This window comes from Acinetobacter sp. BEC1-S18-ESBL-01, from assembly GCF_014169935.1.
Taxonomy (GTDB): domain Bacteria; phylum Pseudomonadota; class Gammaproteobacteria; order Pseudomonadales; family Moraxellaceae; genus Acinetobacter; species Acinetobacter pittii.
This window is the reverse complement of record NZ_AP022302.1, coordinates 622,031-648,034: the sequence shown is the minus strand read 5'-3', so window position 1 is coordinate 648,034 and position 26,004 is coordinate 622,031. Positions and strand designations below refer to the sequence as shown.

Genomic DNA, 26,004 nt, shown 5'->3' with positions numbered 1-26,004 from the left:
AACATGCAAACAGCAATTGTCCGACATATTTTAGTCAAAGATAAAGACTTAGCTGAGCAGCTAAAAAAGAAGCTACAAAGTGGCGCTGACTTTGCCAAACTTGCCAAGCAATACTCTACCTGTAATTCAGCAAAACGTGGCGGTGAACTTGGTGAAGTCAAAAAAGGTCAATTAGTACCCGTCATCGACAAAGTTGTTTTTACGGCTGCTGAACGCGTGTTGCAAGGCCCTATTAAAAGCCAGTTTGGCTATCATCTTTTAGAAGTTAAATTTAGAATGGGCAGCTTACGTTGATTCCATAATTTTAACTATCGTTTTTCAGAAGCCTGTGCATTCAGCTGATATGTCCAGGCTTTAACATAATCGCCTGATTCTAATTTTATATTTGCGATGACACGTTGGTATTGAAAACCCTCAAAGTCATCAAGCATCTGCAAGTTTTCAGCAAGTTTTTCTGTGCTAAACAAATAGCCCTCTACCCAATCTGCTTCCGAATCTAACTCAAGCGCTTTTAACCCTTTGTCTGGCCCCCAATCTAAAATATGAATCACACCTCTTACACTGGCTTTGGTCCAACTACCGCCAATTTGTTCAAGAATATGAGCATTTGCTTTATTCGGACATAAAGTGCCATACACAAAAAGCTGATTCATTAATTTATATACCTTTTACAATATGCTGAGTTGAAATTCTCTCTACTGGCAATGTTACCAATAGTTTTAGTACAACATAAAATACTAAGTAATAAAAAACGGTACTCAAGGCACCGTTTTTTATTTCAAATCTTATTAAGCTTGCTTTTTTAACTCATCACGAATTTCACGCAACAATTGAATGTCTTCTGGAGTTGCAGCTGGAGCCTCTGGCTCTTCTTTATTACGGCGAAGTTTATTTAATAATTTCACCATTAAGAACACAACCCACGCCAGAATAATAAAGTTAATTAAAATGGTGAGGAAATTACCATAAGTTAAAACATTAATACCTGCTTTTTGCAAAGCATCTAAAGATTGCAAGTTATTAGGGTTTGCACCTAATACAATGAATTTTTGTGAAAAATCAACACCACCACCAGTAATTACAGTGATAAGTGGCATGATAATATCTTTCACTAAAGAGTCCACGATTTTGCCAAAAGCACCACCAATAATCACACCAATGGCTAAATCCATCATATTGCCTTTAACGGCAAATTCTTTAAATTCTTGAATAATACTCATCTAAACATCTCCAGATGTCGGGGGCAGAAACACGTCATATTTTTCTTTTTCATTGGCATCTTATCGAATTAGATAGTTCTCGCCATGATATTGATAATTTAATATTTTTATCAAAAAAAGAAAGCTATTTCACACTTTAACAACATATTCGTTTACAAGAAAAATATGATTTTAAGCTTACTTTAACTTCAAATATAACGATTAAAAAAACCGCTAAATTAATTTAGCGGTTTCTTCTTTTTCAATTAAGAAAAATTATTTATCACGATTACGTTTACGTTCATTTTCAGTTAAATAACGCTTACGGATACGGATTGATTTAGGTGTTACTTCAACTAATTCGTCGTCTTCAATGAATTCAAGCGCTTGTTCAAGCGTATATTCAATTGCAGGTACTAAAGTTAAAGCATCATCTGTACCAGATGCACGAACGTTAGTTAATTGTTTCGCTTTAGTCGGGTTTACAACCATATCGTCTGAACGAGAGTTAATACCCACGATCATACCTTCGTAAACTTCTAACTGTGGTTTAGCGAATAAACGACCACGGTCTTGTAAACTGAACAATGCATAGCCCAAGCAAGTACCTTGAACCATAGAGATCAATACACCGTTTTGACGTTTCGCAACAGTACCTTGTTTAACAGGACCATAATGCGAGAAGCTTGAAGTCATGATCCCTGTACCAGAAGTCATGGTCAAGAATTCAGAACGGAAACCGATCAAACCACGTGAAGGTACAGTTGCTTCAATACGGATACGGCCTTTACCGTCAACTTCCATATTGGTCATCTCGCCTTTACGGTGACCCATTTGTTCCATTACAGCACCTTGATGCTGTTCTTCAACGTCAAAAGTTACGTTTTCATAAGGCTCTTGTCTTTCACCATCAATTTCTTTGATGATTACTTGTGGACGAGATACGCCCATTTCGAAACCTTCACGACGCATGTTTTCAATTAAAACTGAAAGATGAAGTTCACCACGGCCAGATACTTTGAAACGGTCTGGACTGTCAGTGTCTTCAACACGTAAAGCTACGTTATGAATTAATTCGCGATCAAGACGTTCACGGATATTACGTGAAGTTACGAACTTACCTTCTTTACCAGCAAACGGAGAGTTGTTTACTTGGAAAGTCATAGATACTGTAGGTTCATCTACAGATAAGGCTGGTAATGCTTCAACATTTTTCGGATCACAAATCGTGTCAGAAATGTTAAGTGCGTCGATACCAGTAATACATACGATATCACCAGCAGATGCTGACTCAACATCAATACGCTCTAAACCATGGTAACCCATGATTTTTAAGATACGACCGTTACGTGTATTGCCTTCTTTGTCAATTACAGTAACAGGAGTATTTAATTTTACTGAACCACGTTGAATACGACCAACACCGATAACACCTACGAAGCTGTTATAGTCAAGTGATGAAATCTGCATTTGGAATGGACCATCAACGTCAACTGCTGGTGGTTCAACGATATCTACAATCGTTTCAAACAACGGAGTCATGTCTTCTGCAAGTTCTTCTGGAGCAGGACCCGCTACACCACGTAAACCTGATGCATAAACGATTGGGAAATCTAATTGCTCATCAGTTGCACCAAGGTTATCAAATAAATCAAATACTTGATCAATAACCCAATCTGGACGTGCACTTGGTTTGTCAACTTTGTTAATAATAACAATTGGTTTTAAACCACGAGCAAAGGCTTTTTGTGTCACAAAGCGAGTTTGTGGCATTGGGCCTTCTTGAGAGTCAACTAAAAGTAATACGCAGTCAACCATCGACATAACACGTTCTACTTCACCACCGAAGTCGGCGTGTCCCGGGGTATCCACGATGTTGATACGGTAAGTTGTATCAGTACGTTTATCTAACCAAGTAATAGAAGTGTTCTTTGCAAGAATGGTAATACCACGTTCACTTTCAAGCGCATTTGAGTCCATGACACGCTCAATCTCGCCTGCTCGTTCACCGAGAGCACCAGATTGCTGAAGTAGTTTATCGACAAGTGTGGTTTTCCCGTGGTCGACGTGCGCAATAATTGCGATATTACGGAGATTTTTGATATCTGACATGAAAATTCGAAACGCCTGAAATTTGAGGGCAAATTATACAGAAAAACACTACTCTTGAGTAGTGACAGTTTATTGACATTGACAAAAAAATTTTCCAATAGCCTGTATTTCGTTTTGTAAAGATAGGTATCTCGATTAGAATAGCGCCAATTTGCGAAATTGCGGCGTACCTACACCCATGTCCAATCAACACTCTCAAGACCATCTTGACCTTGTTTATGGCTTAGATGATCGACCAAAACCTTTGATCGCTTTTTTAGCAGCTTTCCAGCATTTGCTTGCGATTATTGTACCAATTGTTACACCAGGGCTTTTAATTTGTTTAGCTTTAGGCGTATCACGCACCGAAACTAACATGATTTTATCTATGTCTTTGGTGATTTCGGGTATTGCTACATTTCTTCAATGTAAAAAAGTCGGCCCGTTTGGTGCAGGTCTTCTGATTGTACAAGGCACAAGCTTTAACTTTATTGGACCAATTATTGGTATTGGTAGTGCAATGGTTGCCGCAGGAACTCCTGTAAACCAAGTTATGGCTGCAATTTTTGGTGTAGTCATTGCTGGTTCCTTTATTGAAATGGGTGTTTCGCAAATTCTTCCATGGGTAAAAAGATTAATTACTCCCTTGGTGACTGGTATTGTTGTTCTATTAATTGGCTTAACGCTTATTAAGGAAGGCTTGATTAGTATGGGTGGTGGCTACCAAGCCATGCAAGACCATACTTTTGCAAGTGCAGACAACCTTATTATGTCATGTACCGTACTTGCTATTATTATTGTGCTAAACCGCATTCGGGTGGTTTGGATTAAAAGTTCAGCAATCTTAATTGCTTTAGTAATTGGTTACATTCTTGCAGGATTTATGGGTTACCTAGATTTCTCAGGTATTAAAGATGCGCCTCTTGTACAGATTCCAACACCAATGCACTTTGGTTTAAGCTTTTCTTGGGGCTTATTCATTCCAATGGCTTTTATTTATTTAGTGACCTCTTTAGAAGCGATTGGTGACGTGACTGCAACTAGTAAACTTTCAAACCAACCCGTTAATGGTCCGGAATGGATGAAACGCATTAAAGGCGGTGTTTTAGTGAATGGTGCAAACTCTTTACTCGCAGGCTTATTTAATACTTTCCCTAGTTCTGTTTTTGCTCAAAATAATGGTGTAATTCAACTCACTGGTGTAGCTAGTCGTTATGTGGGTATCTGGATTGCTGCTTTACTTATTTTATTAGGTTTATTTCCAGCAGTAGCTGGTGTAATACAAGCCGTACCACAGGCGGTCTTAGGTGGAGCAGTTATGGTGATGTTTGGTGCGGTTGCTGCATCAGGCATTAACATTCTCTCATCTATTCATTTAGATCGCAGAGCACTTTTAATTATCGCAATTTCACTTGCATTAGGTTTGGGTGTTGCTCAAGTTCCTCAAATTTTGGAACACCTACCAGAATTATTTAAAAATATTTTTAGCTCTGGCGTAGCGACGGGTGGTATAGCAGCATTAATTTTAAATGTTGTACTTCCTGAAACACATAAATAACTATTTTTTTAATTTTGATTATTGCCCAGTTTCCACTGGGCATTATTCTTCATGAGAGATGTACATGGATCCTAGAAGTGAAGTGATATTAAGACAGCAAGACTATTTAAAAGGTAGAATCTTGTTCATTAATGCACCGAATGATGCCTTAGTTAGTCAACTACCAGCTGATATTGATGCGTCAGTCTGGACATGGAACCATGCTGACTACCAGAGCTTTATAAATAGTGGAACAAATGCACATTTCTCAGTTGAGTTTCCATTACAAGAATTCGATCAAGCCGTCATTTTTGTTCCCAAATCTAAAGAACTGTTAAATTACATACTGCATGTCGTAATGAGCAATCTTAAAACTGCTCAGTCTGTTTTTTTAGTAGGTGAAAAAAAAGGTGGTGTTGAACGCGCTGCCAAACAACTACAAAGCTTCGGCAAAGTACTTAAACTCGATAGTGCACGCCACTGTCAGCTATGGCACTTAAAGATTGAAAAAACAGAACAGCTTAAACCTCTCGAAAGTTGGCTTAAAACTTACACTGTTCATGTTAATGAACAAGAGCTTACGATTTGTGCCCTTCCCGGTGTATTTAGTCAAAATCATCTAGATGTCGGAACTGCTGTTTTACTCCCTTATCTTAATCAGGTGAAATCAGGTAGAATTGCCGACTTCGGGTGTGGTGCTGGAATTATCAGTTGCTATTTGGCAAAAATAAATTCAAGTAATATTATTCATGCCCTAGATATTGATGCTTTCGCTTTACGGTCAACGGAAATGACTTTTAGTCGAAATGGAATAGGTTCAGACCAGTTGAGATTGCAGCCTGTTACAGGAATTGCAGACGCTCCAACAGAACTCGATGCCATTGTCAGTAATCCCCCTTTTCATCAGGGTATTCATACCAACTATGATGCAAGTGAAGGACTCTGCCAGAACGCTAAAAAACATTTAAAGGCATCAGGTGAGCTATGGATTGTAGCAAACCGTTTTTTAAACTATCCGATCTTAATTGAGAAGCACTTTGGTCAGTGCCAGATTAAAACTGATCATCAAGGCTTTAAGGTGTTATATGCCTGTGCATAACAAACTATGTAAGGAATCTCCATGAGCGAAACACATGCTCCTGAAAAACTCCAGCGTAAGCTTGGGGCTCGTCATCTGAATATGATCGCCATTGGTGGTTCCATTGGTACAGGCCTCTTCCTTGCTTCTGGATCAACCATTGCAAACGCTGGCCCTGGTGGAGCGCTACTCGCCTATTCACTCATTGGCATTATGATTTACTTCTTAATGACCAGCTTAGGTGAGCTTGCAACTCACACACCAACATCCGGTGCCTTTTTTACTTACGGCAGTCGTTATGTCGAAGAAGGCTTTGGTTTCGCTCTAGGCTGGAACTATTGGTATAACTGGGCAATTACGGTTGCATTTGAACTTGTTGCAGTCCAGTTTATTATGAAGTTCTGGTTCCCTGATATTCCGGGGTTCTATTGGAGTGCTTTATTCCTTGCCGTTATTTTTATGATTAACGCGATGACAGTAAAGGGATTTGGCGAAAGCGAATTCTGGTTCTCAATGGTAAAAGTGATTGCAATTGTTGCATTTATTATTATTGGCTTAGCCATGATCATCAAGATTATGCTAACTCCAGGTGTTGCAACATTCGGGAACTGGACTTACAAAGAGGCACCTTTTGTAGGCGGTTTACAAGCCATGATTGGTGTAGCAATGATTGCCGGATTCTCTTTCCAAGGAACTGAAATGGTTGGGGTTGCTGCTGGCGAATCAAAAGATCCAAAGAAGACAATTCCACTTGCAATCAAACAGATTTTCTGGCGAATCTTATTATTCTATATCCTATGTATTTTCATTATCGGCACCCTGATTGCCTATGATGACCCGAATTTATTGCAAGCAGCAGCCACTGAAGATATCGCGCTTTCTCCATTTACATTGCTTTATGAAAGAGTAGGTTTTGCTTTTGCTGCGAGTTTAATGAATGCTGTCATTCTTACTGCTATTTTATCAGCAGGTAATTCAGGCATGTATTCCTCAACTCGTATGTTGTTTAAAATGGCTCAAGAAGGCCGTGCACCAAAGTGGTTTGGAAAACTCGATGGTCGTGGCGTTCCGATGAATGCGCTCTATGCCACCACATTTATTGCCGCTTTTTGCTTCCTCACAACATTTATTGGAGAAAAGCAAGTATTTAACTGGCTACTCAATATGTCGGGTATGTGCGGTTTTATTGTTTGGTTAGGAATTGCGATTTCACATTATCGTTTCCGTAAAGGATATATTGCTCAAGGCTATAAATTAGAAGATTTAGCATATCGTGCCAAATTTTTCCCATTTGCACCCTGGTTTGCATTTATTCTCTGCTCAATCATTATCTTAGGGCAGAACTACCAAGCCATTTTAGGTGGAAAAATTGATTGGTTAGGCTTACTTTCAACCTATATTAGCTTGCCACTGTTCTTGATCATTTGGTTAGGTTATAAGTGGAAAAATAAAACCAAATTGATCTCTTACGATCAAATGAACGTCAAACCTGAGCAAGATTAAAACTGGTCATTAAAGTAAATCAAAGATCAAAAGCTTGATCTTTGATTTAAAAAGCGTAAAATGCCGTTCAGATTTTCAACGGCACTTTTAAATAAGGAGGACATCATGCCATTAGTACAAGGTAAAACAGATTAAATAATTTGGCACGATGTCAGCTCACGGACAAGTGTACAAATTCACACCACTTGTCCGAATGCTTAAACTTAGAACCTAGCATTCGCTAGGTTTTTTTATGCCTATTCGGACGGAAAAATAAGAGAAAAATTATGGGCATACAAAAAATATTAAACAAGGAGGCACTCTATGGTGTCCCTGTTAAAATTTTCACTCAAGATATAGATAGTGAAAGTATAGAACAACTCAAAAAAATGGCTCAGCTGCAATTCATCTATTCTCACATTGCAGTTATGCCTGATGTGCATGTGGGTAAAGGCGCTACTGTAGGTAGTGTTATTCCAACCAAACACGCCATTATTCCTGCTGCTGTAGGAGTTGACATTGGATGTGGGATGAATGCAATTCGCTTGAGTTTAAAGGCTTCACAATTACCTGATAACTTAAGTCGTTTGCGTGATGCAATTGAACGTAAAGTCCCTGTTGGCTTTGCTTTGCATAAACAAGTCAAAGCGAAAGCTTCTAGCATTATTCCACTTGAAAAATGCTTAGAACCAATTATCAAAAAGCATCCTGGTCTTGTCCGAATGCTTCGACAATTTGATGCAACATGGCAAAAGCAACTTGGGACTTTGGGTGGTGGTAATCACTTTATAGAGTTATGTATTGATGAGAATCAAGACGTATGGGTAATGCTACATTCAGGTAGCAGAGGGCTTGGTAATGTTATTGGTACTTACTTTATTGAGTTAGCCAAAAAAGAAGCTCAGCATCGCTTTGGCCATGTTCCTGATAAAGACTTAAGTTATTTTGCTGAAGGCTCAAAAAGTTTTGATGATTATGTAGAAGCTGTAGAGTGGGCACAAGAATATGCTTTTGAAAACCGCAAAGAGATGATGCGATTAATTTTAGAAGCGATCCGCCCTCCTCTCCCTTCTTTTCAAATGACAAAAGAAGCGATTAATTGTCATCATAATTATGTAAGCCGTGAAACACATTTTGGCGAAAATCTATTGATTACCCGAAAAGGTGCAATTAGAGCAGGCTTAGATGAGTTAGGTATTATTCCAGGTTCAATGGGAGCACGATCTTATATCGTTAAAGGCAAAGCAAATCCTGAATCATTTTGTTCTTGTTCTCATGGCGCTGGTCGCAAGATGAGCAGAAGTAAAGCAAAAGTTCTTTTTAATCAGCAAGATCTTATTGAACAAACCCAAGGTATTGAATGCCGTAAAGACAGTGGCGTTGTCGATGAAATTCCAAGCGCCTATAAAGACATTGATGAAGTCATGGCGAATCAGTCAGACCTCATTGAAGTCGTTCACACACTTAAACAAGTTTTATGTATTAAAGGTTAAAACATGAAAATTAAAGAAATGTCAAAAATCAAAGTCCGTAATCAAGTGGCTCTTTCCCCTTTACTTCACAAAGGTGGAATACATGAAACAGAGAAACCTCGTGCTCAACATCGTAGAGATAGACAAGACGCTAAACAGCAATTGAAGAAAGGTGTTTGGTAAATAATTTAAACCAAGATCGAAAGTAATTATTATTAAGGAGACATAGAAATGACTAAATATTTTAAAAATCGCAATAAAAAAAGCGACTCTAACGAGTCGCTTTTTTACTGTTCAAAAACTCAAATTATTGAGCTTGTTGACCAGGTTGAACAACTACAGTACGGCTACCAGTGATTGTCGCGAATACACGACGGTTCATAGCACGACCTTCTTTAGTTTTGTTGTCAGCAATCGGTTGATCCCAAGCGAAGCCTTGAGTAGACAAACGAGATGCATCAACGTTGTATTCGTTTACAAGAGCTGATTTAACAGAGTTAGCACGAGCTAAAGATAAACGTTCGTTCAATTTACGTGGACCAGTGTTATCTGTGTGACCTTCGATACGTGCAGTAGCGTTAGGGTATTCAGTTAACTTCTCAGCAACTTTAGCGATTTCTGGTTTGTATTGGTCTTTGATATTTGATTTGTTAGTATCAAAGAACACGCGAAGTTCCATGTTAAGATCTTCAGTTAACTCTTGTGGTTGTGGAGCAACTGGAGTTGGTTCAACTGGAGCAACTTCCACTACAGGAGCAGCAGGCTTCAAGTGACCACCAAGAACTACGTTCAAACCAGCAAGAGCTGTATAGTTCCAGAATTTTTCGTCAAAGTTATAAGTACCACGAGCTTCTGTACGAAGAGATAAAGCATCGTTCAAGCGGTAGAAAGCACCTACACCTGCGTTACCTAAAGTACCTTCTTCGCCATCATGATATGCTAAACGAGCATCATCAAACTCATATTTGTAGTGACCAGCACCTAACAATACATATGGCTTAATTTTGCTGTCATAGTTTTTTGTGATTAAATCAGAAGTAACATAGAAATTACCATTGATTTGTTTTTGTTTGTATTCACCGTAGTTAGGATCTACATCACCTTTAACTTGGTTATATTCAGCTTCGAAACCTAACCATGGTGTTAACTCAATACCAAGAGCTGCACCAACGAATAAATCGTCTTGTAATTCAGGTCCGTTAGTTAACTCGCCTTTGTCACCACCATTGTTGTGTTGGCTGTCTTGGAAAGTGTAACCAAGCAATAATGGAGTAACAGTTACGCCAGCATTAGCAGCAGCTAATGGAGCAGCGACAAGCATAGCAAGTGCAATACGACTCAATTTCATGGATATCCTCCAGAGATAACAATTGTTGTTCAAGCTCAGCCTAAATTTATTGGCCCCTGAGATATTTTCACCCCAGTATTATTTTTAAGCTATTCACATTTGAATCATACAAACACTTGATAGACTTTCCAAGTGCTTGATAATTTTAATCAAGTAAATTATTGACAAAATTACTTACAATTTCCGTTGTAATTCGGTAATTTTTCACTCAACTAGCAAATATGAACAACTTCTTTCTTTCGCTTACGGTGATTTTACCAGTATTCTAGCATCCTGATAACCTTTATTTAATTTTGTGTTTCCTCACTATAAAAATCATTATAAATCATTGATAGAAAGCATAAAATCAAAATACCTCTTTATATATTAAGGAATTTTAATGTTTAAATCTCCCGGTTTCACGTTGTTGGAACTCGCTATAACGCTCGCAATTCTTATGATTATGGCCACTATAGCGCTTCCTTTATATCATCAATTTATGGCTTCTGTAGAATTAAAAAATTCGTCTCGACTACTCACAATTCATATACAAAAAGCCAAATACGACGCAATTCTACGACATAAGAGTGTCGTACTTTGCCCAAGTGTTGATTTGTCTACATGTAATAATAACTGGGATACAAGTCTTATAAGCTTTGTAGACACGAATCAGAATCTACAAAGAGAAAATAATGAAGAAGTATTAACCAATGTTGAATTTGCTCATCGCTACGGTTCTTTAAAATTTCAAAAGTTTGGAAAAAAACTAAATAGTATTGTATTTCAGGGCGACACAGGACTCCCACGCGAATCTAACGGCACTTTTACTTACTGTTCTTATAACCAGCTTAAAAACTTTAAATTAATTCTCAGCAAAATGGGACACACCCGTTTAGAAGACCTTAAAAATTGTTAGAACTCTACAGTCTAATGCAGAAGATATCTCTCTTTGATTTTTGCAATATACTGCCTAGGTTTTAAACATTTCTTATTTTGAGATTAAGAACAATCGGAGATTACAACAATGACTGACATCGTAATTGTAAATGGTGCTCGTACTGCCATGGGTGGTTTTCAAGGATCACTATCAGGACTTACAGCGCCTGAATTAGGTGCTGTAACGATTAAAGAAGCAATCGCACGAGCAGGTTTACAGCCTACTGATGTCGAAGAAGTCATTATGGGTTGTGTACTGCCTGCTGGCCTAAAGCAAGGTCCAGCACGTCAAGCGATGCGTAAAGCTGGCTTACCAGACTCTACAGGTGCAGTAACGATTAACAAGCTTTGTGGTTCTGGCATGAAAGCTGTTATGCAAGCCGCTGATATGATTAAAGCAGGTAGTGCTGAAGTTGTTGTTGCTGGCGGTATGGAGTCTATGACAAATGCACCTTATGTTTTACCAAAAGCACGAGCTGGCTATCGCATGGGCCATGGCGAAATTAAAGATCATATGTTCTTTGATGGGCTTGAAGATGCTGAAACTGGGCGTTTAATGGGTTCATTTGCTCAAGATATGGCCAATACTCGTGGCTATACACGTGAACAAATGGATGACTTTGCGATTCGCTCTTTAAAACGTGCTCAAACAGCAATTACTGAAGGTTATTTCAAAGACGAAATCGTTCCAGTTACTGTACCTAGTCGTAAAGGTGATGACGTTGTTGATCAGGATGAACAACCTTTAAATGCCAAGATTGACAAGATTCCTTCACTCAAACCAGCTTTTGCAAAAGACGGTACGATTACCGCCGCAAATGCAAGTTCTATTTCGGATGGTGCATCTGCATTAGTATTAACTTCAAGTGAAGTTGCAGCACAGCGCGGTTTGCAACCGCTTGCAAAAATTATCGCAACAGCGTCAAACTCTCAGCATCCTTCAGAATTTACGATCGCTCCAGTTGGTGCTATCGAAAAAGTGCTTAAAAAAGCGGGATGGAATGCGCAAGATGTTGACCTGTGGGAAATTAACGAAGCGTTTGCTATGGTTACCATGTGCCCAATTGATGATTTCAAACTTGATGCAGAGAAAGTAAATATCAATGGTGGTGCTTGTGCACTAGGTCACCCTGTAGGTTCTACGGGCTCTCGTATTATTCTTACACTTATTCATGCACTGAAACGTACTGGCGGTAAAAAAGGTATTGCTGCACTCTGTATTGGTGGTGGTGAGGCAACAGCAGTTGCAATTGAACTCATTTAATCCAAATTCATTATTTTAAAATCCCACTTCGGTGGGATTTTTTATGAAAAAACTACAAAAAATGACCCACAAAATCACTTTTAAGTTTTAACTTATTCCTTTAAACGAAAACAACAATGGACAATAACAATGCAACTCAATCACTATCTCAATTTCCAAGGTCAAGCAGAACAAGCCTTTAACTTTTATAAATCAGTATTTGGTGGTGAATTCGGTATGTTAAGCCGTTATGATGATATGCCAGCGCCTGAAGGTGTGACGTTATCGGAAGCCGACAAAAATCTGGTTCTACATGTTTCTTTACCGATTAATGAGTACACTGTGCTTATGGCCTCAGATACAAATGATCAGTTTTGTGCCCCTAACAGCGTTTTTACCCAAGGAAATAATCACTACATCTCGATCAACCTTGAAAAAGATGAGCAAGAAAAAGCAAAACAACTTTTTGATGCGTTATCTGTTAATGGTCAAATTGAAATGCCTTTAGAAAAAACATTCTGGGGTGCATTGTACGGCGCATTTACCGATCAGTTCGGTATAAAGTGGATGGTTAACTGCCAGCTTGATACCTAATATTTTCAATATTTAGCCCTTATAGAGATACTTACTATTTCTATAAGGACTTTAAACATCGATATTGGAATATTGTGCAATAATCATTAAACCTACAGTAATAAAACCAATTCCCACCCATCCTGCCACATCAATATTCTGACCAAGAAAAATCTTTGCCAAAAAAGCTGTTGCTAATACACCTATCCCAGACCAAAGCACATATAAGATTCCAGCTTGCATATATTTCAAAGCAATAGCAGCGCATGCAAAAGAAATAATATATAAAACCAGAGCAATACCCTGAGCTGTTTTATTGACTAAGCCATTCCCCTTAGCAGAATAAAATGTTGAGAGTACATCTGTCGCAATAGCAAAAAGTAGCCACCAAGCACCAGGATTTATTTTTGAAATTAAACCTAACATTGTTGTTCTTCAGTTGAGTCATTTAAAAATTATTCATAAAAAAAGCTGAACCTGAGTTCAGCCTTTATATTTAAAAACTATTTAAGCGCCAGTTTGATAACTTGCTTGAGGTACGGCTGTTGAAGCTTGATATGGGTTGGTAAAGTCTTGCAAACCAGCTGCCGCTTCTTGCACATCTTTACCTTCTTTAATCACAAAACTATCAAAACCTGAACGTTTTAAGTAATTTAGAACATCCTTAAACACATCACCAGTTGCACGCAATTCGCCTTGGAAACCTTGACGACGCAATAGTGCAGCAAATGAATAACCACGACCATCACCAAAACCTGCAAATTCAATGAAGATTGCATCAAGTTCACTTACTGGAAATGTGTGCTCTTCAGGTGAATCATTTACAGTCACATACAAAGCTTTTTTGCCTTGAACGTTAGCTAATTGATCGAGTTGAGCTGTTGTGACCACAACATCACCTTGGGGAATAACACCATCTTCAGCAATGATTTGATAAGTATTATCTGCAATCGTGCCATCTTTATAAAGCACTGGTAGAGCTGTATTAAGCATATGCACGCTCCTTAAATGGTTGAATTCCTACACGGCGATATGTATCAACAAAACGCTCACCTTCAGTACGCAAATCAAGATAAGTATTCAATACTTCTTCAATGACATCTGGCACTGCATCTGCTGCAAATGATGGGCCTAAAATATCACCGATTGATGCATCATGGTCTGAATTACCACCTAATGTAATTTGATAGAACTCAGCGCCTTTCTTATCTACGCCTAAAATACCGATGTTACCTACGTGGTGGTGACCACAAGCATTCATACAACCAGAAATATTTAGATCCAAATGACCAAGATCATAAACTTTGTCTAAGTCATCAAAACGACGTGTAATTGCTTCAGCAATTGGAATTGATTTCGCATTTGCAAGTGAACAGAAATCACCGCCTGGGCAACTAATGATATCGGTAATAAAGCCGATATGTGCACGCGCCATATTTTGTTGTTCAAGCGCTTGCCATACATCAAACAAATCTTTTTGAGGCACATCTGCCAAAGCAATGTTTTGCTCATGAGTCGTGCGAAGTTCGCCGAAAGTATATTTATCAGCAAGGTCTGCAATAAAATTCATTTCTTCGGTGGTCATATCACCTGGCGCAATACCTGCGCGTTTTAGAGAAATCGTAACAATACGATAGCCCTTCACTTTATGCGCATGCGTGTTGATGTTGAACCACTGTTTGAATTTTGGATGTTCAGCAAATAAAGCTGTGAAGTCTTCATCTGCCAAATCTTGGTAAGCAAATGGAGTGAACTCTTCATCCAGTTTTTTCAAGATTTCTGGCTGAATCTTTAATGCTTCACGTGTATGTTCAAATTCAGCTTCAACTTTTTGTGCAAACACTTCAGGAGTTAATGCCTTAACTAGAATTTTGATACGCGCTTTATATTTGTTATCACGACGACCATGCAAGTTATAAACACGTAAAACCGCTTCTAAATAAGCAATTAAATCTTCACGTGGTAAAAACTCACGAATCACACTACCGATGATTGGGGTACGGCCTAAACCACCACCAGCCATAATTTTATAGCCGATCTCGCCTGCTTCATTACGCACGATATAAACACCAATATCGTGGAATGCAGTTGCCGCACGATCTTTTTCTTCAAGTGCAGAAACAGCAATTTTGAACTTACGTGGCAAGAATGCAAATTCTGGGTGGAATGTACTCCACTGACGAATCAACTCACATGTTGGACGTGGGTCTGCAATTTCACCAGCAACCACACCTGCATATTGGTCAGTTGTCGTGTTACGAATACAGTTACCACTGGTTTGAATGGCATGCATTTGTACAGTTGCAAGTTCAGCCAAAATGTCTGGCACATCTTCAAGTGCAGGCCAGTTTAACTGGATGTTCTGACGTGTAGATACATGTGCATAACCACGGTCATAAGCAGTTGAAACTTCAGCAACTTTACGTAATTGTTTAGAATTCATTAAGCCATACGGCACAGCTATACGCAGCATAGGCGCATAACGTTGCACATATAAACCATTTTGCAAACGTAATGGACGATATTCGTCTTCAGAAAGTTTGCCAGCTAAATAGCGTTCTGTTTGATCACGGAACTGAGCAACTCGTTCATTAACCAGCTGCTGGTCGAAATCGGTATATAAATACATGGCGTATGGCTAGTAGATTCATTATTAAGGCGGATAGCATAGCGAGCTTTTATTCATCAATAAAATGCTTTTTTTGCATATTTAATAACGGTTTTATTGATAAGCTTTAATATAAATCGACATAAAAAAGCCCGGATAAATCCAGGCCCTTTCTATAAAAGCTTTTTATTTGTTATCTGGTAAGGCATAAGCCACTAAATAGTCGCCCATTTTCGTACCAAATGAACCATGACCACCAGCCATGATTACAACATATTGCTTACCATTGATTTCATAAGTCATTGGTGTTGCTTGTCCACCTGCTGGTAAACGCGCTTCCCAAAGTTTCTTACCGTTAGTAACGTTAAACGCACGTAAGTAGTTATCTTGAGTTGCACCAACAAACATGACATTACCGGCAGTAGAAATTGAACCACCTAAACCAGGCACACCAATTTTCACAGCTGGTAACTGGAACAAGTTCGGCAAGCTGTCACGAATTGTACCAATACGTTTTTTCCATACCACTTCATGAGTTTTCAAATCAACGCCAGCTACATAGCCCCAAGCCGGTTGTTTACAAGGTAAACCAAGCGGAGATAAGAATGCGCTAATTTCAACACCATACGGTACGCCGTACATCGGTTGTACACCCTGCTCAGTTCCCGCACCTTTTGCAGTTTGTGCACGGTTTGGATCAGCAGGAATTAAACGACTGACGAATGGCAGACCAATCGGGTTCATTACAGCAACCTGACGATCAGGGTTAACTGACATACCACCCCATTCAAACACACCTAAGTTACCAGGGAAAACTAAAGTACCGTTTTCAGATGGTGGCGTATAAATACCATCGTAATTTAGACGTTTGAAAGATACACGACACATGAGCTGATCAAGCATAGTGGCACCCCACATGTCTTTATCAGTCAATTTATCTTGTGGCGCCAAGTTCAAGTCAGAGAATGGCTGAGTTTTTGAATAGAACTCACCTTTAGTTTGTGGTCCACGTTTAACTGTTTGTGGAACCGGTTTCTCAGTTACAGGAACAATCGGTTGACCATTACGGCGATCAAGCACAAAGGCATTACCTGTTTTCGTCAATACATAGATTGCAGGAACAGTTTGGCCAGCTTTGTTTTTGATATCAGCTAAAGATGGTTGTGATGGTACGTCCATATCCCATAAATCGTGATGGGTTGTTTGGAAGTTCCACACTAATTTACCAGTAGAAGCATTAATCGCTAACATTGAGTTTGCATAACGCTCTTTCAGCTCGGTACGGTCACCACCCCAGATGTCTGGTGTACCTACACCTGTTGGTACATAAACGATATCAAGTTTGGCATCGTATGCTAAAGGTGCCCACGCATTTGGTGAGTTATGAACAAAAGTAGTACCTTCGCCCGGCATTGCATTTGGATCTGCTGCGCCAGTATCAAATACCCAAAGAAGTTTACCAGTGTTAACATCATATCCACGAATCACACCAGATGGCTCTTTATTTGAGTAGTTATCTGTTACAGAACCAGCAATAACAACAGTTGAACCAGTCACGATACCAGGAGATGTCGGGTTATAACCGCCTGGATAAGCATATGGCATGAACTCTTGTAAGTTCACTTGACCATTTTGACCAAAGTCAGTACATGCTTTACCAGTGTCAGCATTTACAGCCACTAAACGGCCATCATTGACTGGTACAAATACCTTACGTGGACATTGTGTAGAGCTAGATTTCTTGCTTTGAAGACTCGTTGCAAACTCAGTTGTATTGTTTGCATCGTAGTACATCACACCACGACAAGTTAAATGCTGGAACGATTTATCCGTTTTAAGTTTCGGATCAAAACGCCATTTTTCTTTACCTGTAGCAGGATCAATCGCAATTAACTGCTGGTGAGCTGTACAGATAAACATGTTATTACCGATTTTAATCGGTGTAACCTGATTGGTCGTTTCACCAGAATCGTTATCTGTCTTAAGATCGCCAGTACGTAAAGTCCAAGCAACTTTCAAGTCTTTTACGTTTTGGTCATTGATCTGTTTCAATGGAGAATAACGCACACCTGCTTGAGTACGGCCATAAGCTGGCCAATCACTTTCAGCAACACCAGGCACGGCTTGGGCTGTTTCTGGTTGAGGTGTTTTGATTTCACCATTAATTTCTTGCGGATCATTGAAGATAGAATAAACCATCAACACGATTGCAATTGCTAAAGTTGAAGATAAGGCAACTTTACTTGATCCAAGGTTGTTGATTCCACGAGTTACAGCCGGAACCAATAACCATAAACCAAGAATACCTAAAATATCTAAACGTGGTGCAAGCGCCCAAAAGTCTGTTCCAACTTCCCAGACACTCCAGATAATAGTTCCTAGCATTAATGCAGCATAAACCCACAAAGCAGTAGAAGCACGCTTGTAGAGTTGCCATGCAACAATGAGGAGTAATACTCCAGCTATAATGTAGTAAATTGAACCGCCTAGTGTAGCGAGCCAAATACCTCCAATTAACAGGAATAACGCCAGTAACCCAATAATAATTACGGTAAAAGTCGTTAAACCTGATCTTGAAGTAGGTTGATTCATAAACCACCTCTTATCAATCATCATTTTTATAGGAAAGATGTGCCAAGAACCTTATAGAAAAATGGCATCACCAATACATCTAAAACAAATTCAGGCATCAAGAAAAAACGGAAGGTCAGGATAATTCAATCAATGATTTAGCCCTCGACAATCCGTTTTTCGGAGTAATTACGCTTAGAATGCAGTTGAGAATTTAATACCGCCAACCCAAGTGTTATCACCATTTTTTAATGCACCAACATGACGAACATATTGCACATTTGGACGAATAGTTAACCAGTTAGTGGCATGAATACCGTAGTAAAGCTCGGTATTGTATTCAGTGTCATATTCTTTAGTTTGAACATCGTTCCAATCATCATTGATATGGATACGAGCCACACCGAGTGCCAACTCATCTTGAGGACGTTGATTGAGCAAACCTTTATAGACCAAGCCTACGTTTTGCATGTTATCAATTTTGTTGGTATCAGAGTCGTGGAAAGTCAGGTTCACAAAACCTGTCAAACCGCGATCTGTTTGATCAGCAGGCTGGAATAATTTTTGTTTTGCAGTTACCCACACCCCTTGTTTATGAGATGTTTGGGCCTTATTCGTAATTTCTTCAGCGTCAGCAGTGCTGTAGTAATAACCTAAACGGTATTCACCAGCCATACTTTGAGCGCCTAATTTAGGTGACCAAACTACTTCGGCAGGAATAATTGCACCGTGAGAACCATCAGTACTTAAGTTAAAACCTTTACCTCGGTCCAGATTTTCCGGGTTGTATTCATATACACCAATTTGGGTATATAAGTCAGGTTGCAAGTTATATTTAACACGCATTGCCCATTGGCTTACTGGCCAGTTATACCACTGATCGCCCACCCAGTTACCGACTTGCGAACCACAAAGCGCTAAATTCTGGAAATCACAGTCAAAACTGTTAAAGTCTTCACCTTCACCAAAACGACCGACTTTCACATCTAACTTCTGATCAAGGAATTTCTTCTTGATCCACAAATCTGTTAAACGCCAAGTTTGCTCACGCCCCCACACTTCTTGTACTGAGCTTAAGTGCCCTGCTAAAGCTGGTGAATGTTCAGAAAGCGACTGCCCATCACGATAAGTTAATGTGATTTGAGCTTCAGTATCTTGCCAACCTAAAATTTTATTTAGGTCAAAATGAGTTCCTAGTGCAAGTTGCCCCGTATAAGCACTACCATGCGTAGACGTATTTTTTGAATCTAAAATACCGGCATATTCGCCGGTATATCCAAAAGAAAAATCATAACCTTGTGCTTGTAACGCGGTGCGTTGACCGTTCCAATCACCCAACATCCAAGGACTATTTGGGTCGAATGCAGCAGCAGCTTGTGCATGCTGTATAAAAAGAGTAATTGATAAAACGGATAAACAGGAAGCCATCAAGGATTTATGTGTTTTCATGTTTACATACCTTTTATGTCTTTGTTTATAAAGGGTACGCTAATTTTATGTAAAGAAATTATTCAAAATGTTAATCGATTGATTAATCTAATAATAATCTTAATACACATTGTATGAAAAATGGCCCCAGCTCTTTACCACTGTCCTTCACCAAGTTTTTGACCTATAAAGGAATATCTCATTTTCGATCTTGAAAACTTAATTGGACAAGCCAATTGTGGTTCTGTATCCGCTGTATTATTTTGCAAAGGTACATCCACAATCCATCCACGTTCTTGTGCTAAAGGCGAGTTTAAGGACTCAGTTAGGCTTAAAACAGGTTCTACACACACATCAAGATTTGCAAAAATTTCATGCCATTCTTTAAATGATTTCGTTTTAATTTTCTCTTGAATGGCTTGTTTAACTTCTTGTCGGTCTTCGACATCTAAGGAAGCACCTTTTTGTAATAATAAAGGCAAATCAAGCGCCACTGATAAACCAGACATAAATTGTGGCTCAAGACTACCTATTGAAAGATAACGGCCATCTTGAGTCATATAATAGTCATAAAAAATACCGCCATTGAGCATGCCATGCTCTGGTGCCTGTTCAACCTGTGCAGCAAGTGTCGCTGATGCGGCCATACTATTGAGGCTAGCAACACAATCGGTCATGGAAATATCAATATATTGTCCCATTCCACTACGTCCACGTTCGACAACTGCAGCTAAAATTGCAATAACAGCATGAAGTGAACCACCTGCAATGTCTGCAACTTGAATACCGAGTGGTGGTGGACCACTGTCTTGTCGGCCGCTATATCCAGCAATACCTGCTAAAGCTAAATAGTTAATGTCATGCCCAGCTCTGTCTTTATAGCTCCCTGTTTGTCCATAACCTGTAATTGAACAATAAATGAGACGTGGGTTAATTTCAGCAAGTGTCGCGTAGTCTAGTCCGAGACGACGCATCACATCAGGTCGGAACTGCTCTATGACAATATCAAACTCAGAAATTTTGGCTTTAATCAGATCAATACTCGCTTTATCTTTTAAATCCAGAACAATCGACTGTTTATTTCGGTTTAGATAACTATGTGCTGTTGCTTGACCATTTGCGTATGGTGGCATGATTCGGATTAAATCAGGACGTGATGGAGATTCGATATGGATGACTTCTGCTCCCATATCAGCCAAATACATTGTGGCAAAAGGGCCAGGTAAGAGCGTCGAGAAATCGAGAACTTTAAGTCCATTTAATGCTGTCGTCATCGTATTTTTAACCACTATTATTCGAATTTTCTTTTATATTAGTTAAGCAAATATACTAAAACAATGTCATGTTCAGCCATTTACCTTGATCATTTCGGCAATTTAACATGTAAAAAGTGCTTTTACTCTGTTGTAAATCGCCAATTTATTTTTTTAGACGGTCATTTAGGTCAATTTAAAGTGAACATCAAAGAGACTGAAGGATTCAATATGAGTCGCGATACGATTAGCATCCACTTCGTGAATGCGGCTTTGACAGGCGTAAAACGCCTTGGCATGGATGTTGAAATGCTCCTTTCACATGTGGGTATTGAAGCGGAATTATTACGTCAACCTAAAGCTCGAATCTCACCAGAACAATACACTCGTTTTATAAAAATGTTGTGGATGGTCACACAGGATGAACACGTTGGATTTGACGTACAACCGCGTCGTCTGGGCACTTTTGCCATTATGTGTCAGTTGATTATTCACGCAAAAACATTGGGCCAAGCCCTTGAACTGTCATCTCAATTCTACAAATTATTTGGCGATGAATGGTCTGTAACTCTAGAGCGTGACAAACATGAAGCACGTCTAGTTCCCCTCATTCCAAAAACTTTAGATCCTGACCATTTCATTACTGAAAGCATGCTCATGATTTGGCACGGTCTAGCATCATGGTTGATTGAACGCCGCTTGCCATTAGAACGTGTTCATTTTAGCTATCCACGTCCTGCACATGCCGATGAATATGATGCATTATTTTTTGCACCAGTTATGCAGTTTGATGCACCACGTACTGAAATTACCTTTGCAGCTGATTATCTTGATTTGCCAATCCGCCAAGATGAAAAAACGCTAGAAGAATTCTTAAAAGCAGCTCCTGCTCAGCTTTTAGTAAAATTCAAAAATACTAACTCGCTAACTTCGCGTATCCGTGAAGTGCTCAAAAGCCAAATTGGTGAAGAAATGCCAACGCTTAATGACGTTGCATCAATGTTATATTTATCTCCTCAAACCTTACGTCGTCGCTTGGCTGCAGAAGGTAAAAGCTATCAAGGCGTAAAAGATGCCCTACGCCGGGATGCTGCGATTCACTTGTTACTCAACCCTGAGTTAACACTTGAAGATGTTGCCCAACAAGTTGGCTTTAGTGAAACCAGTACTTTCCACCGTGCATTTAAAAAGTGGACGGGTGTAACCCCTGGCCTATATCGCCAGCTACATGGTTATCACTAATTCTTAAATCTATTTAGCTTCACATTTAGCCCAAGTTCAACTTGGGCTTTTTTGTATTTCTATTGGCAAAAATCATCACCTGACTGGTGCGCTTATCGTCATTGCGTTGCCTTTTAAAACCAGTACACTCAAAACACAACAAAGTTTAAGTAATAAAAAAGGAACTGTTATGAGCGAGGCTTATATTATTGATGCCATTCGCACCCCACGCGGAAAAGGAAAAAAAGATGGCTCTCTTTACGAAGTAAAACCAATTACATTACTGACGACCTTATTAAATGAATTACAGCAGCGCCATCAACTCGATACCTCTAAAGTTGACGATATTGTTTTGGGCTGCGTAACACCAATTGGCGATCAAGGTGGTGATATTGCCAAAACAGCAGCGATTGCAGCAGGTTGGAATGATGATGTTGCTGGGGTACAAATCAATCGCTTTTGTGCATCAGGCTTAGAAGCAGTCAATATGGCAGCAATGAAAGTCCGCTCTGGTTGGGAAGATTTAGTGGTTGCTGGTGGCGTTGAATCAATGTCACGCATTCCAATGGGCTCGGATGGTGGCCCGTGGGCATTAGATCCAGAAACAAATCTTAAGTCATCATTTGTTCCACAAGGTATTGGGGCCGACCTCATTGCAACCTTAGATGGCTATAGCCGTGAAGATGTTGATAATTTTGCTGTAAAGTCACAGCAAAAAGCGGCGGCGGCTCAATCAAATGGTTATTTCGACCAATCAGTTGTGCCAGTAAAAGATCATGCAGGTGTGGTGATTTTAGAGAAAGATGAATTTATTAAAGGCAATACCACACTCGAAGGTCTAACGAAGCTCAACCCAAGTTTTGAAATGATGGGACAAATGGGCTTTGATGCAGTTGCTTTACAAAAATATCCAGAAGCACAAAAAATCAATCATGTTCATCACGCAGGTAACTCATCAGGTATTGTCGATGGAGCAGCTGTAGTTTTATTAGCTTCTGAAAAAGCTGTCAAAGAACAAAATTTAAAACCACGCGCTAAAGTTTTGGCAACTGCATTAGTCGGTACTGATCCAACCATCATGCTGACTGGCCCTGCTCCTGCTGCACGTAAAGCTTTAGAAAAAGCTGGTCTTACGATTGACGATATTGACCTGTTTGAAGTCAATGAAGCATTCGCGGCAGTTGTTATGCGTTTTATTAATGAACTCAACGTCCCAGCTGAGAAAGTCAACGTAAATGGCGGTGCGATTGCTTTAGGCCATCCATTAGGGGCAACAGGTGCCATGATTTTAGGCACTTTACTTGATGAGCTTGAACGACAAGATAAAAAGCGCGGTTTAGCGACGCTCTGTGTTGGCGGTGGGATGGGTATTGCCACCATTATTGAACGCGTATAAAAATTAGGGATATAGAAGATGAGTGCAATTCAATACGAAAAAAATGCCGACAATATTGTCATTTTAACGCTTGATTCAACTGGTCAATCTGCGAACACCATGAATGCCGAGTTTCGTGACTCGCTCGATGAAGCGACTCAGAAACTTAAAGCAGAAACAGAACTTTCAGGGGTTATTTTCCGCTCGGCTAAAAAAACTTTCTTTGCAGGTGGTGATTTAGATGAGCTGATTCAAGTTCAGCCTGAACACGCAACTGACTTTTTCAATATGGTTGAAAAGCTAAAAGATCATTTACGTACAATTGAAACGCTTGGTATTCCAGTCGTTGCAGCATTAAATGGCACAGCACTTGGCGGTGGTTGGGAAATAGCCTTAAGTTGTCATCACCGTATTGCTATCAATGACCCGAAAAGCAAATTTGGTCTACCAGAAGTCACTTTAGGTTTGTTACCAGGCGGCGGCGGTATTGTGCGTATGGTACGTCTCCTCGGACTTCAAAATGCGTTCCCATTTTTAATGGAGGGTAAACAGTTCGGTGTCGATAAAGCAAAATCTTTAGGTTTAATTCATGACACTGCCGAAAATGAGCAAGAACTTTTAGATAAAGCAATTGCTTGGATCAAGGCCAATCCAAAATCTCAGCAGCCTTTTGATGTGAAGGGTTATAAAATTCCAGGCGGTGATCCAAAAACTCCAGCAGTTGCACAAGTTCTTGCAATTGCACCAGCCATATTAAAAGACAAAACCAAAGGTTGTTACCCTGCCCCTGAAGCAATTATGGCTGCCGCAGTTGAAGGTGCTCAAGTCGATGTCGATACCGCCTTGCGTATTGAGTCTCGCTACTTTACTCAGCTTACAACAGGTCAAATTTCTAAAAATATGATCGGCACTTTCTGGCATGGTCTAAATGCAATTAAGTCTGGTGCGAGCCGCCCTGCCGACGTTCCAAAATGGCAAGCCACTAAAGTAGGTGTGTTGGGTGCTGGCATGATGGGTGCTGGCATTGCTTATTCAACTGCAGTTAAAGGCATTCCAGTTGTACTTAAAGATGTAGCTGTTGAAAATGCAGAGAAAGGCAAAGCGTATTCACAAAAGCTCTTAGATAAACGCGTTTCACAAGGCCGCATGACTGCAGAAAAACGTGATCAGGTTTTATCGCTCATTACGGCTACAGCTTCTGCCGAAGACTTACAAGGTTGTGATTTAATTATTGAAGCGGTATTTGAAAATCAAGAACTTAAAGCTAAAGTCACTCAAGAAGCCGAGCAATATCTAGCGCCTAACGGTGTGATGGCATCAAACACCTCAACCCTGCCAATTACAGGTTTAGCTCAAGCAAGCAAGGATGATAAAGCTTTTATCGGTCTGCATTTCTTTAGCCCTGTCGACAAAATGCAGTTGGTTGAAATTATTAAAGGTAAAAACACCTCCGCAGAGACACTTGCCAAAGCTTACGACTTTGTACAACAAATTGGAAAAACACCGATTGTTGTTAATGATAGCCGTGGTTTCTTTACCAGTCGTGTGTTTGGTACGTTCATTCAAGAAGGTATGCGCTTGCTTGCCGAAGGTGTCCACCCAGCGCGTATTGAAATGGCTGCACTGAAAGCGGGTATGCCAGTTGGCCCCCTCGCTATTCAAGATGAAGTATCTTTAACATTAACCGAACATGTTGCCAGTGAAGCACGCAAAGCTCTACAAGCCGAAGGAAAAGATTTACCTAAAACTTCTGTAGATGAAGTGGTTCGCACCATGATTCATGAGTTAAACCGTAAAGGTAAAGCTGCTGGAGCTGGTTTTTATGAATACCCAGAAAATGGCAAAAAGCATCTATGGGAAGGCTTAAACCGCTGGAAAAAAGATCATGATATTTCTGAACAAGATATGATTGATCGCATTCTGTTTGTACAGGCCTTAGATACTTTACGTTGTTATGAAGAAGGCGTATTGGAGTCTGTAATTGATGCCAATGTCGGTTCTATCTTTGGGATTGGTTATGCACCTTGGACTGGAGGAGCAATTCAATTCCTAAATCAGTATGGTACTGATAAAGCACAAAAACGTGCCGAAGAATTAGCTGCCAAATATGGTGAACGTTTTACACCACCAGCTTTACTAAAAACCAAAGCTGAGCAGAAACAAGATATTCAGTAATTTAGTCTTATTGAATATTTAAAAAACTGCATAAACCTTACCCATATAAATATATTTTATTTATATGGGTTTTTCTTTATGACCTTTAAGATTTCAGCCCCCTGCCTAAATATGCTATAAATAGACTTCATTTTTGTGCTTCTACAGCACATTCGAGAAATTCTTATGTCCGATAAAAATTCTTCCGAGTCAGCAATTTTAGGCTGGAAATTTGTTCTGATCGTTGGTGTTTTAAGTGCAATTTTCCTTGGCTTTTTCTATTTAGCAATGAGTAATGAACCTGACTATATGCCAGGTGCACAGCGCAAAGCACAACAAGAGCAAATGCAGCAAAAGGCTGAGCACTCTACAGAGCAACACGCTCAACATAGTGACAACATGCCTGAAATGGATATGCAAGAACATAAGCAATCAACTCAGTAATCAGATATTTTT

23 protein-coding genes are annotated in these 26,004 nt (G+C 39.6%); 13 read left to right on the top strand and 10 right to left on the bottom strand.

Annotated elements, in window-relative coordinates; genetic code table 11:
* The first annotated feature begins 3 nt into the window (after positions 1–3).
* Positions 4–294, top strand: a complete 291-nt coding sequence (locus H7R46_RS03180; protein ID WP_002051379.1) for a peptidylprolyl isomerase — start codon at positions 4–6, stop codon at positions 292–294.
* A 14-nt stretch (positions 295–308) separates the two neighbouring features.
* On the opposite strand, the gene H7R46_RS03175 is transcribed toward H7R46_RS03180, so the two are convergent.
* The 3 genes from H7R46_RS03175 to typA form a co-directional block, all read right to left on the bottom strand.
* The gene (locus H7R46_RS03175) at positions 309–653 is read right to left on the bottom strand and encodes a gamma-glutamylcyclotransferase family protein (protein WP_002116214.1); all 345 of its coding nucleotides are present in this window, start codon (positions 651–653) and stop codon (positions 309–311) included.
* Between the two features lie 135 nt (positions 654–788).
* The gene (gene mscL / locus H7R46_RS03170; protein WP_002116334.1) at positions 789–1,220 is read right to left on the bottom strand and encodes a large conductance mechanosensitive channel protein MscL; all 432 of its coding nucleotides are present in this window, start codon (positions 1,218–1,220) and stop codon (positions 789–791) included.
* Positions 1,221–1,475: 255 nt separating this feature from the next.
* Positions 1,476–3,311, bottom strand: coding sequence for a translational GTPase TypA (gene typA / locus H7R46_RS03165; protein ID WP_002116501.1), 1,836 nt, complete (start codon positions 3,309–3,311; stop codon positions 1,476–1,478).
* Positions 3,312–3,489: 178 nt separating this feature from the next.
* On the opposite strand from typA, the gene H7R46_RS03160 reads away from it, so the two are divergent.
* From H7R46_RS03160 to H7R46_RS03140, 5 genes are all read left to right on the top strand, one after another.
* A complete protein-coding gene (locus H7R46_RS03160; RefSeq protein WP_002116159.1) occupies positions 3,490–4,848 on the top strand; it encodes a uracil-xanthine permease family protein in 1,359 nt (452 codons plus the stop codon).
* A gap of 64 nt (positions 4,849–4,912) precedes the next feature.
* Positions 4,913–5,926, top strand: a complete 1,014-nt coding sequence (locus H7R46_RS03155; protein WP_002116028.1) for a methyltransferase — start codon at positions 4,913–4,915, stop codon at positions 5,924–5,926.
* Between the two features lie 21 nt (positions 5,927–5,947).
* On the top strand, positions 5,948–7,408 hold the full coding sequence (locus tag H7R46_RS03150) for an amino acid permease (RefSeq protein WP_002116519.1): 1,461 nt from the start codon (positions 5,948–5,950) through the stop codon (positions 7,406–7,408).
* Between the two features lie 266 nt (positions 7,409–7,674).
* Positions 7,675–8,880 carry an RtcB family protein gene (locus H7R46_RS03145; protein ID WP_005064298.1) on the top strand — a complete coding sequence of 402 codons (1,206 nt, stop codon included), beginning with the start codon at positions 7,675–7,677 and terminating at the stop codon, positions 8,878–8,880.
* Between the two features lie 3 nt (positions 8,881–8,883).
* Positions 8,884–9,042 (top strand): hypothetical protein, encoded by a 159-nt coding sequence (locus H7R46_RS03140; protein ID WP_002116121.1) that lies wholly within the window; start codon positions 8,884–8,886, stop codon positions 9,040–9,042.
* 124 nt (positions 9,043–9,166) lie between these two features.
* Here the strand turns inward: H7R46_RS03140 and omp38 are convergent, their stop codons facing one another.
* Positions 9,167–10,207: an outer membrane protein Omp38 gene (gene omp38, locus H7R46_RS03135; RefSeq protein WP_002116311.1), complete on the bottom strand. Its 1,041-nt coding sequence runs from the start codon at positions 10,205–10,207 to the stop codon at positions 9,167–9,169.
* A gap of 379 nt (positions 10,208–10,586) precedes the next feature.
* Here omp38 and H7R46_RS03130 point away from each other — a divergent pair, with 379 nt between their 5' ends.
* The 3 genes from H7R46_RS03130 to H7R46_RS03120 all read left to right on the top strand — a co-directional run bounded on the left by H7R46_RS03130 (position 10,587) and on the right by H7R46_RS03120 (position 12,959).
* Positions 10,587–11,102, top strand: coding sequence for a GspH/FimT family pseudopilin (locus tag H7R46_RS03130; protein ID WP_005064293.1), 516 nt, complete (start codon positions 10,587–10,589; stop codon positions 11,100–11,102).
* A gap of 108 nt (positions 11,103–11,210) precedes the next feature.
* Positions 11,211–12,386 carry a thiolase family protein gene (locus H7R46_RS03125; RefSeq protein ID WP_005064291.1) on the top strand — a complete coding sequence of 392 codons (1,176 nt, stop codon included), beginning with the start codon at positions 11,211–11,213 and terminating at the stop codon, positions 12,384–12,386.
* 129 nt (positions 12,387–12,515) lie between these two features.
* A complete protein-coding gene (locus H7R46_RS03120) occupies positions 12,516–12,959 on the top strand; it encodes a VOC family protein (protein ID WP_005064290.1) in 444 nt (147 codons plus the stop codon).
* A 51-nt stretch (positions 12,960–13,010) separates the two neighbouring features.
* Here the strand turns inward: H7R46_RS03120 and H7R46_RS03115 are convergent, their stop codons facing one another.
* The 6 genes from H7R46_RS03115 to H7R46_RS03090 all read right to left on the bottom strand — a co-directional run bounded on the left by H7R46_RS03115 (position 13,011) and on the right by H7R46_RS03090 (position 20,819).
* On the bottom strand, positions 13,011–13,364 hold the full coding sequence (locus H7R46_RS03115) for a DMT family transporter (protein ID WP_002116446.1): 354 nt from the start codon (positions 13,362–13,364) through the stop codon (positions 13,011–13,013).
* Between the two features lie 81 nt (positions 13,365–13,445).
* On the bottom strand, positions 13,446–13,931 hold the full coding sequence (locus H7R46_RS03110) for a DUF934 domain-containing protein (protein WP_005064288.1): 486 nt from the start codon (positions 13,929–13,931) through the stop codon (positions 13,446–13,448).
* Positions 13,924–15,567 carry a nitrite/sulfite reductase gene (locus tag H7R46_RS03105; protein ID WP_005064287.1) on the bottom strand — a complete coding sequence of 548 codons (1,644 nt, stop codon included), beginning with the start codon at positions 15,565–15,567 and terminating at the stop codon, positions 13,924–13,926. The genes H7R46_RS03110 and H7R46_RS03105 overlap by 8 nt, the downstream gene beginning before the upstream one ends.
* A gap of 165 nt (positions 15,568–15,732) precedes the next feature.
* Positions 15,733–18,138 (bottom strand): glucose/quinate/shikimate family membrane-bound PQQ-dependent dehydrogenase, encoded by a 2,406-nt coding sequence (locus H7R46_RS03100; protein WP_005064285.1) that lies wholly within the window; start codon positions 18,136–18,138, stop codon positions 15,733–15,735.
* A 174-nt stretch (positions 18,139–18,312) separates the two neighbouring features.
* On the bottom strand, positions 18,313–19,545 hold the full coding sequence (locus H7R46_RS03095) for a carbohydrate porin (protein WP_075383779.1): 1,233 nt from the start codon (positions 19,543–19,545) through the stop codon (positions 18,313–18,315).
* Positions 19,546–19,700: 155 nt separating this feature from the next.
* A complete protein-coding gene (locus H7R46_RS03090; RefSeq protein WP_002116185.1) occupies positions 19,701–20,819 on the bottom strand; it encodes a CaiB/BaiF CoA transferase family protein in 1,119 nt (372 codons plus the stop codon).
* Between the two features lie 210 nt (positions 20,820–21,029).
* Between H7R46_RS03090 and H7R46_RS03085 the strand changes: the two genes are divergently transcribed.
* The 4 genes from H7R46_RS03085 (at position 21,030) to H7R46_RS03070 (ending at position 25,992) form a co-directional block, all read left to right on the top strand.
* A complete protein-coding gene (locus tag H7R46_RS03085; RefSeq protein WP_002116561.1) occupies positions 21,030–22,040 on the top strand; it encodes an AraC family transcriptional regulator in 1,011 nt (336 codons plus the stop codon).
* 169 nt (positions 22,041–22,209) lie between these two features.
* Complete coding sequence (locus H7R46_RS03080; protein WP_005064279.1) at positions 22,210–23,415, top strand: acetyl-CoA C-acetyltransferase; 1,206 nt, start codon at positions 22,210–22,212, stop codon at positions 23,413–23,415.
* Between the two features lie 18 nt (positions 23,416–23,433).
* Positions 23,434–25,569 (top strand): 3-hydroxyacyl-CoA dehydrogenase NAD-binding domain-containing protein, encoded by a 2,136-nt coding sequence (locus H7R46_RS03075; protein ID WP_086260928.1) that lies wholly within the window; start codon positions 23,434–23,436, stop codon positions 25,567–25,569.
* 165 nt (positions 25,570–25,734) lie between these two features.
* Positions 25,735–25,992: a hypothetical protein gene (locus H7R46_RS03070; protein WP_001280981.1), complete on the top strand. Its 258-nt coding sequence runs from the start codon at positions 25,735–25,737 to the stop codon at positions 25,990–25,992.
* Positions 25,993–26,004: the final 12 nt, after the last annotated feature.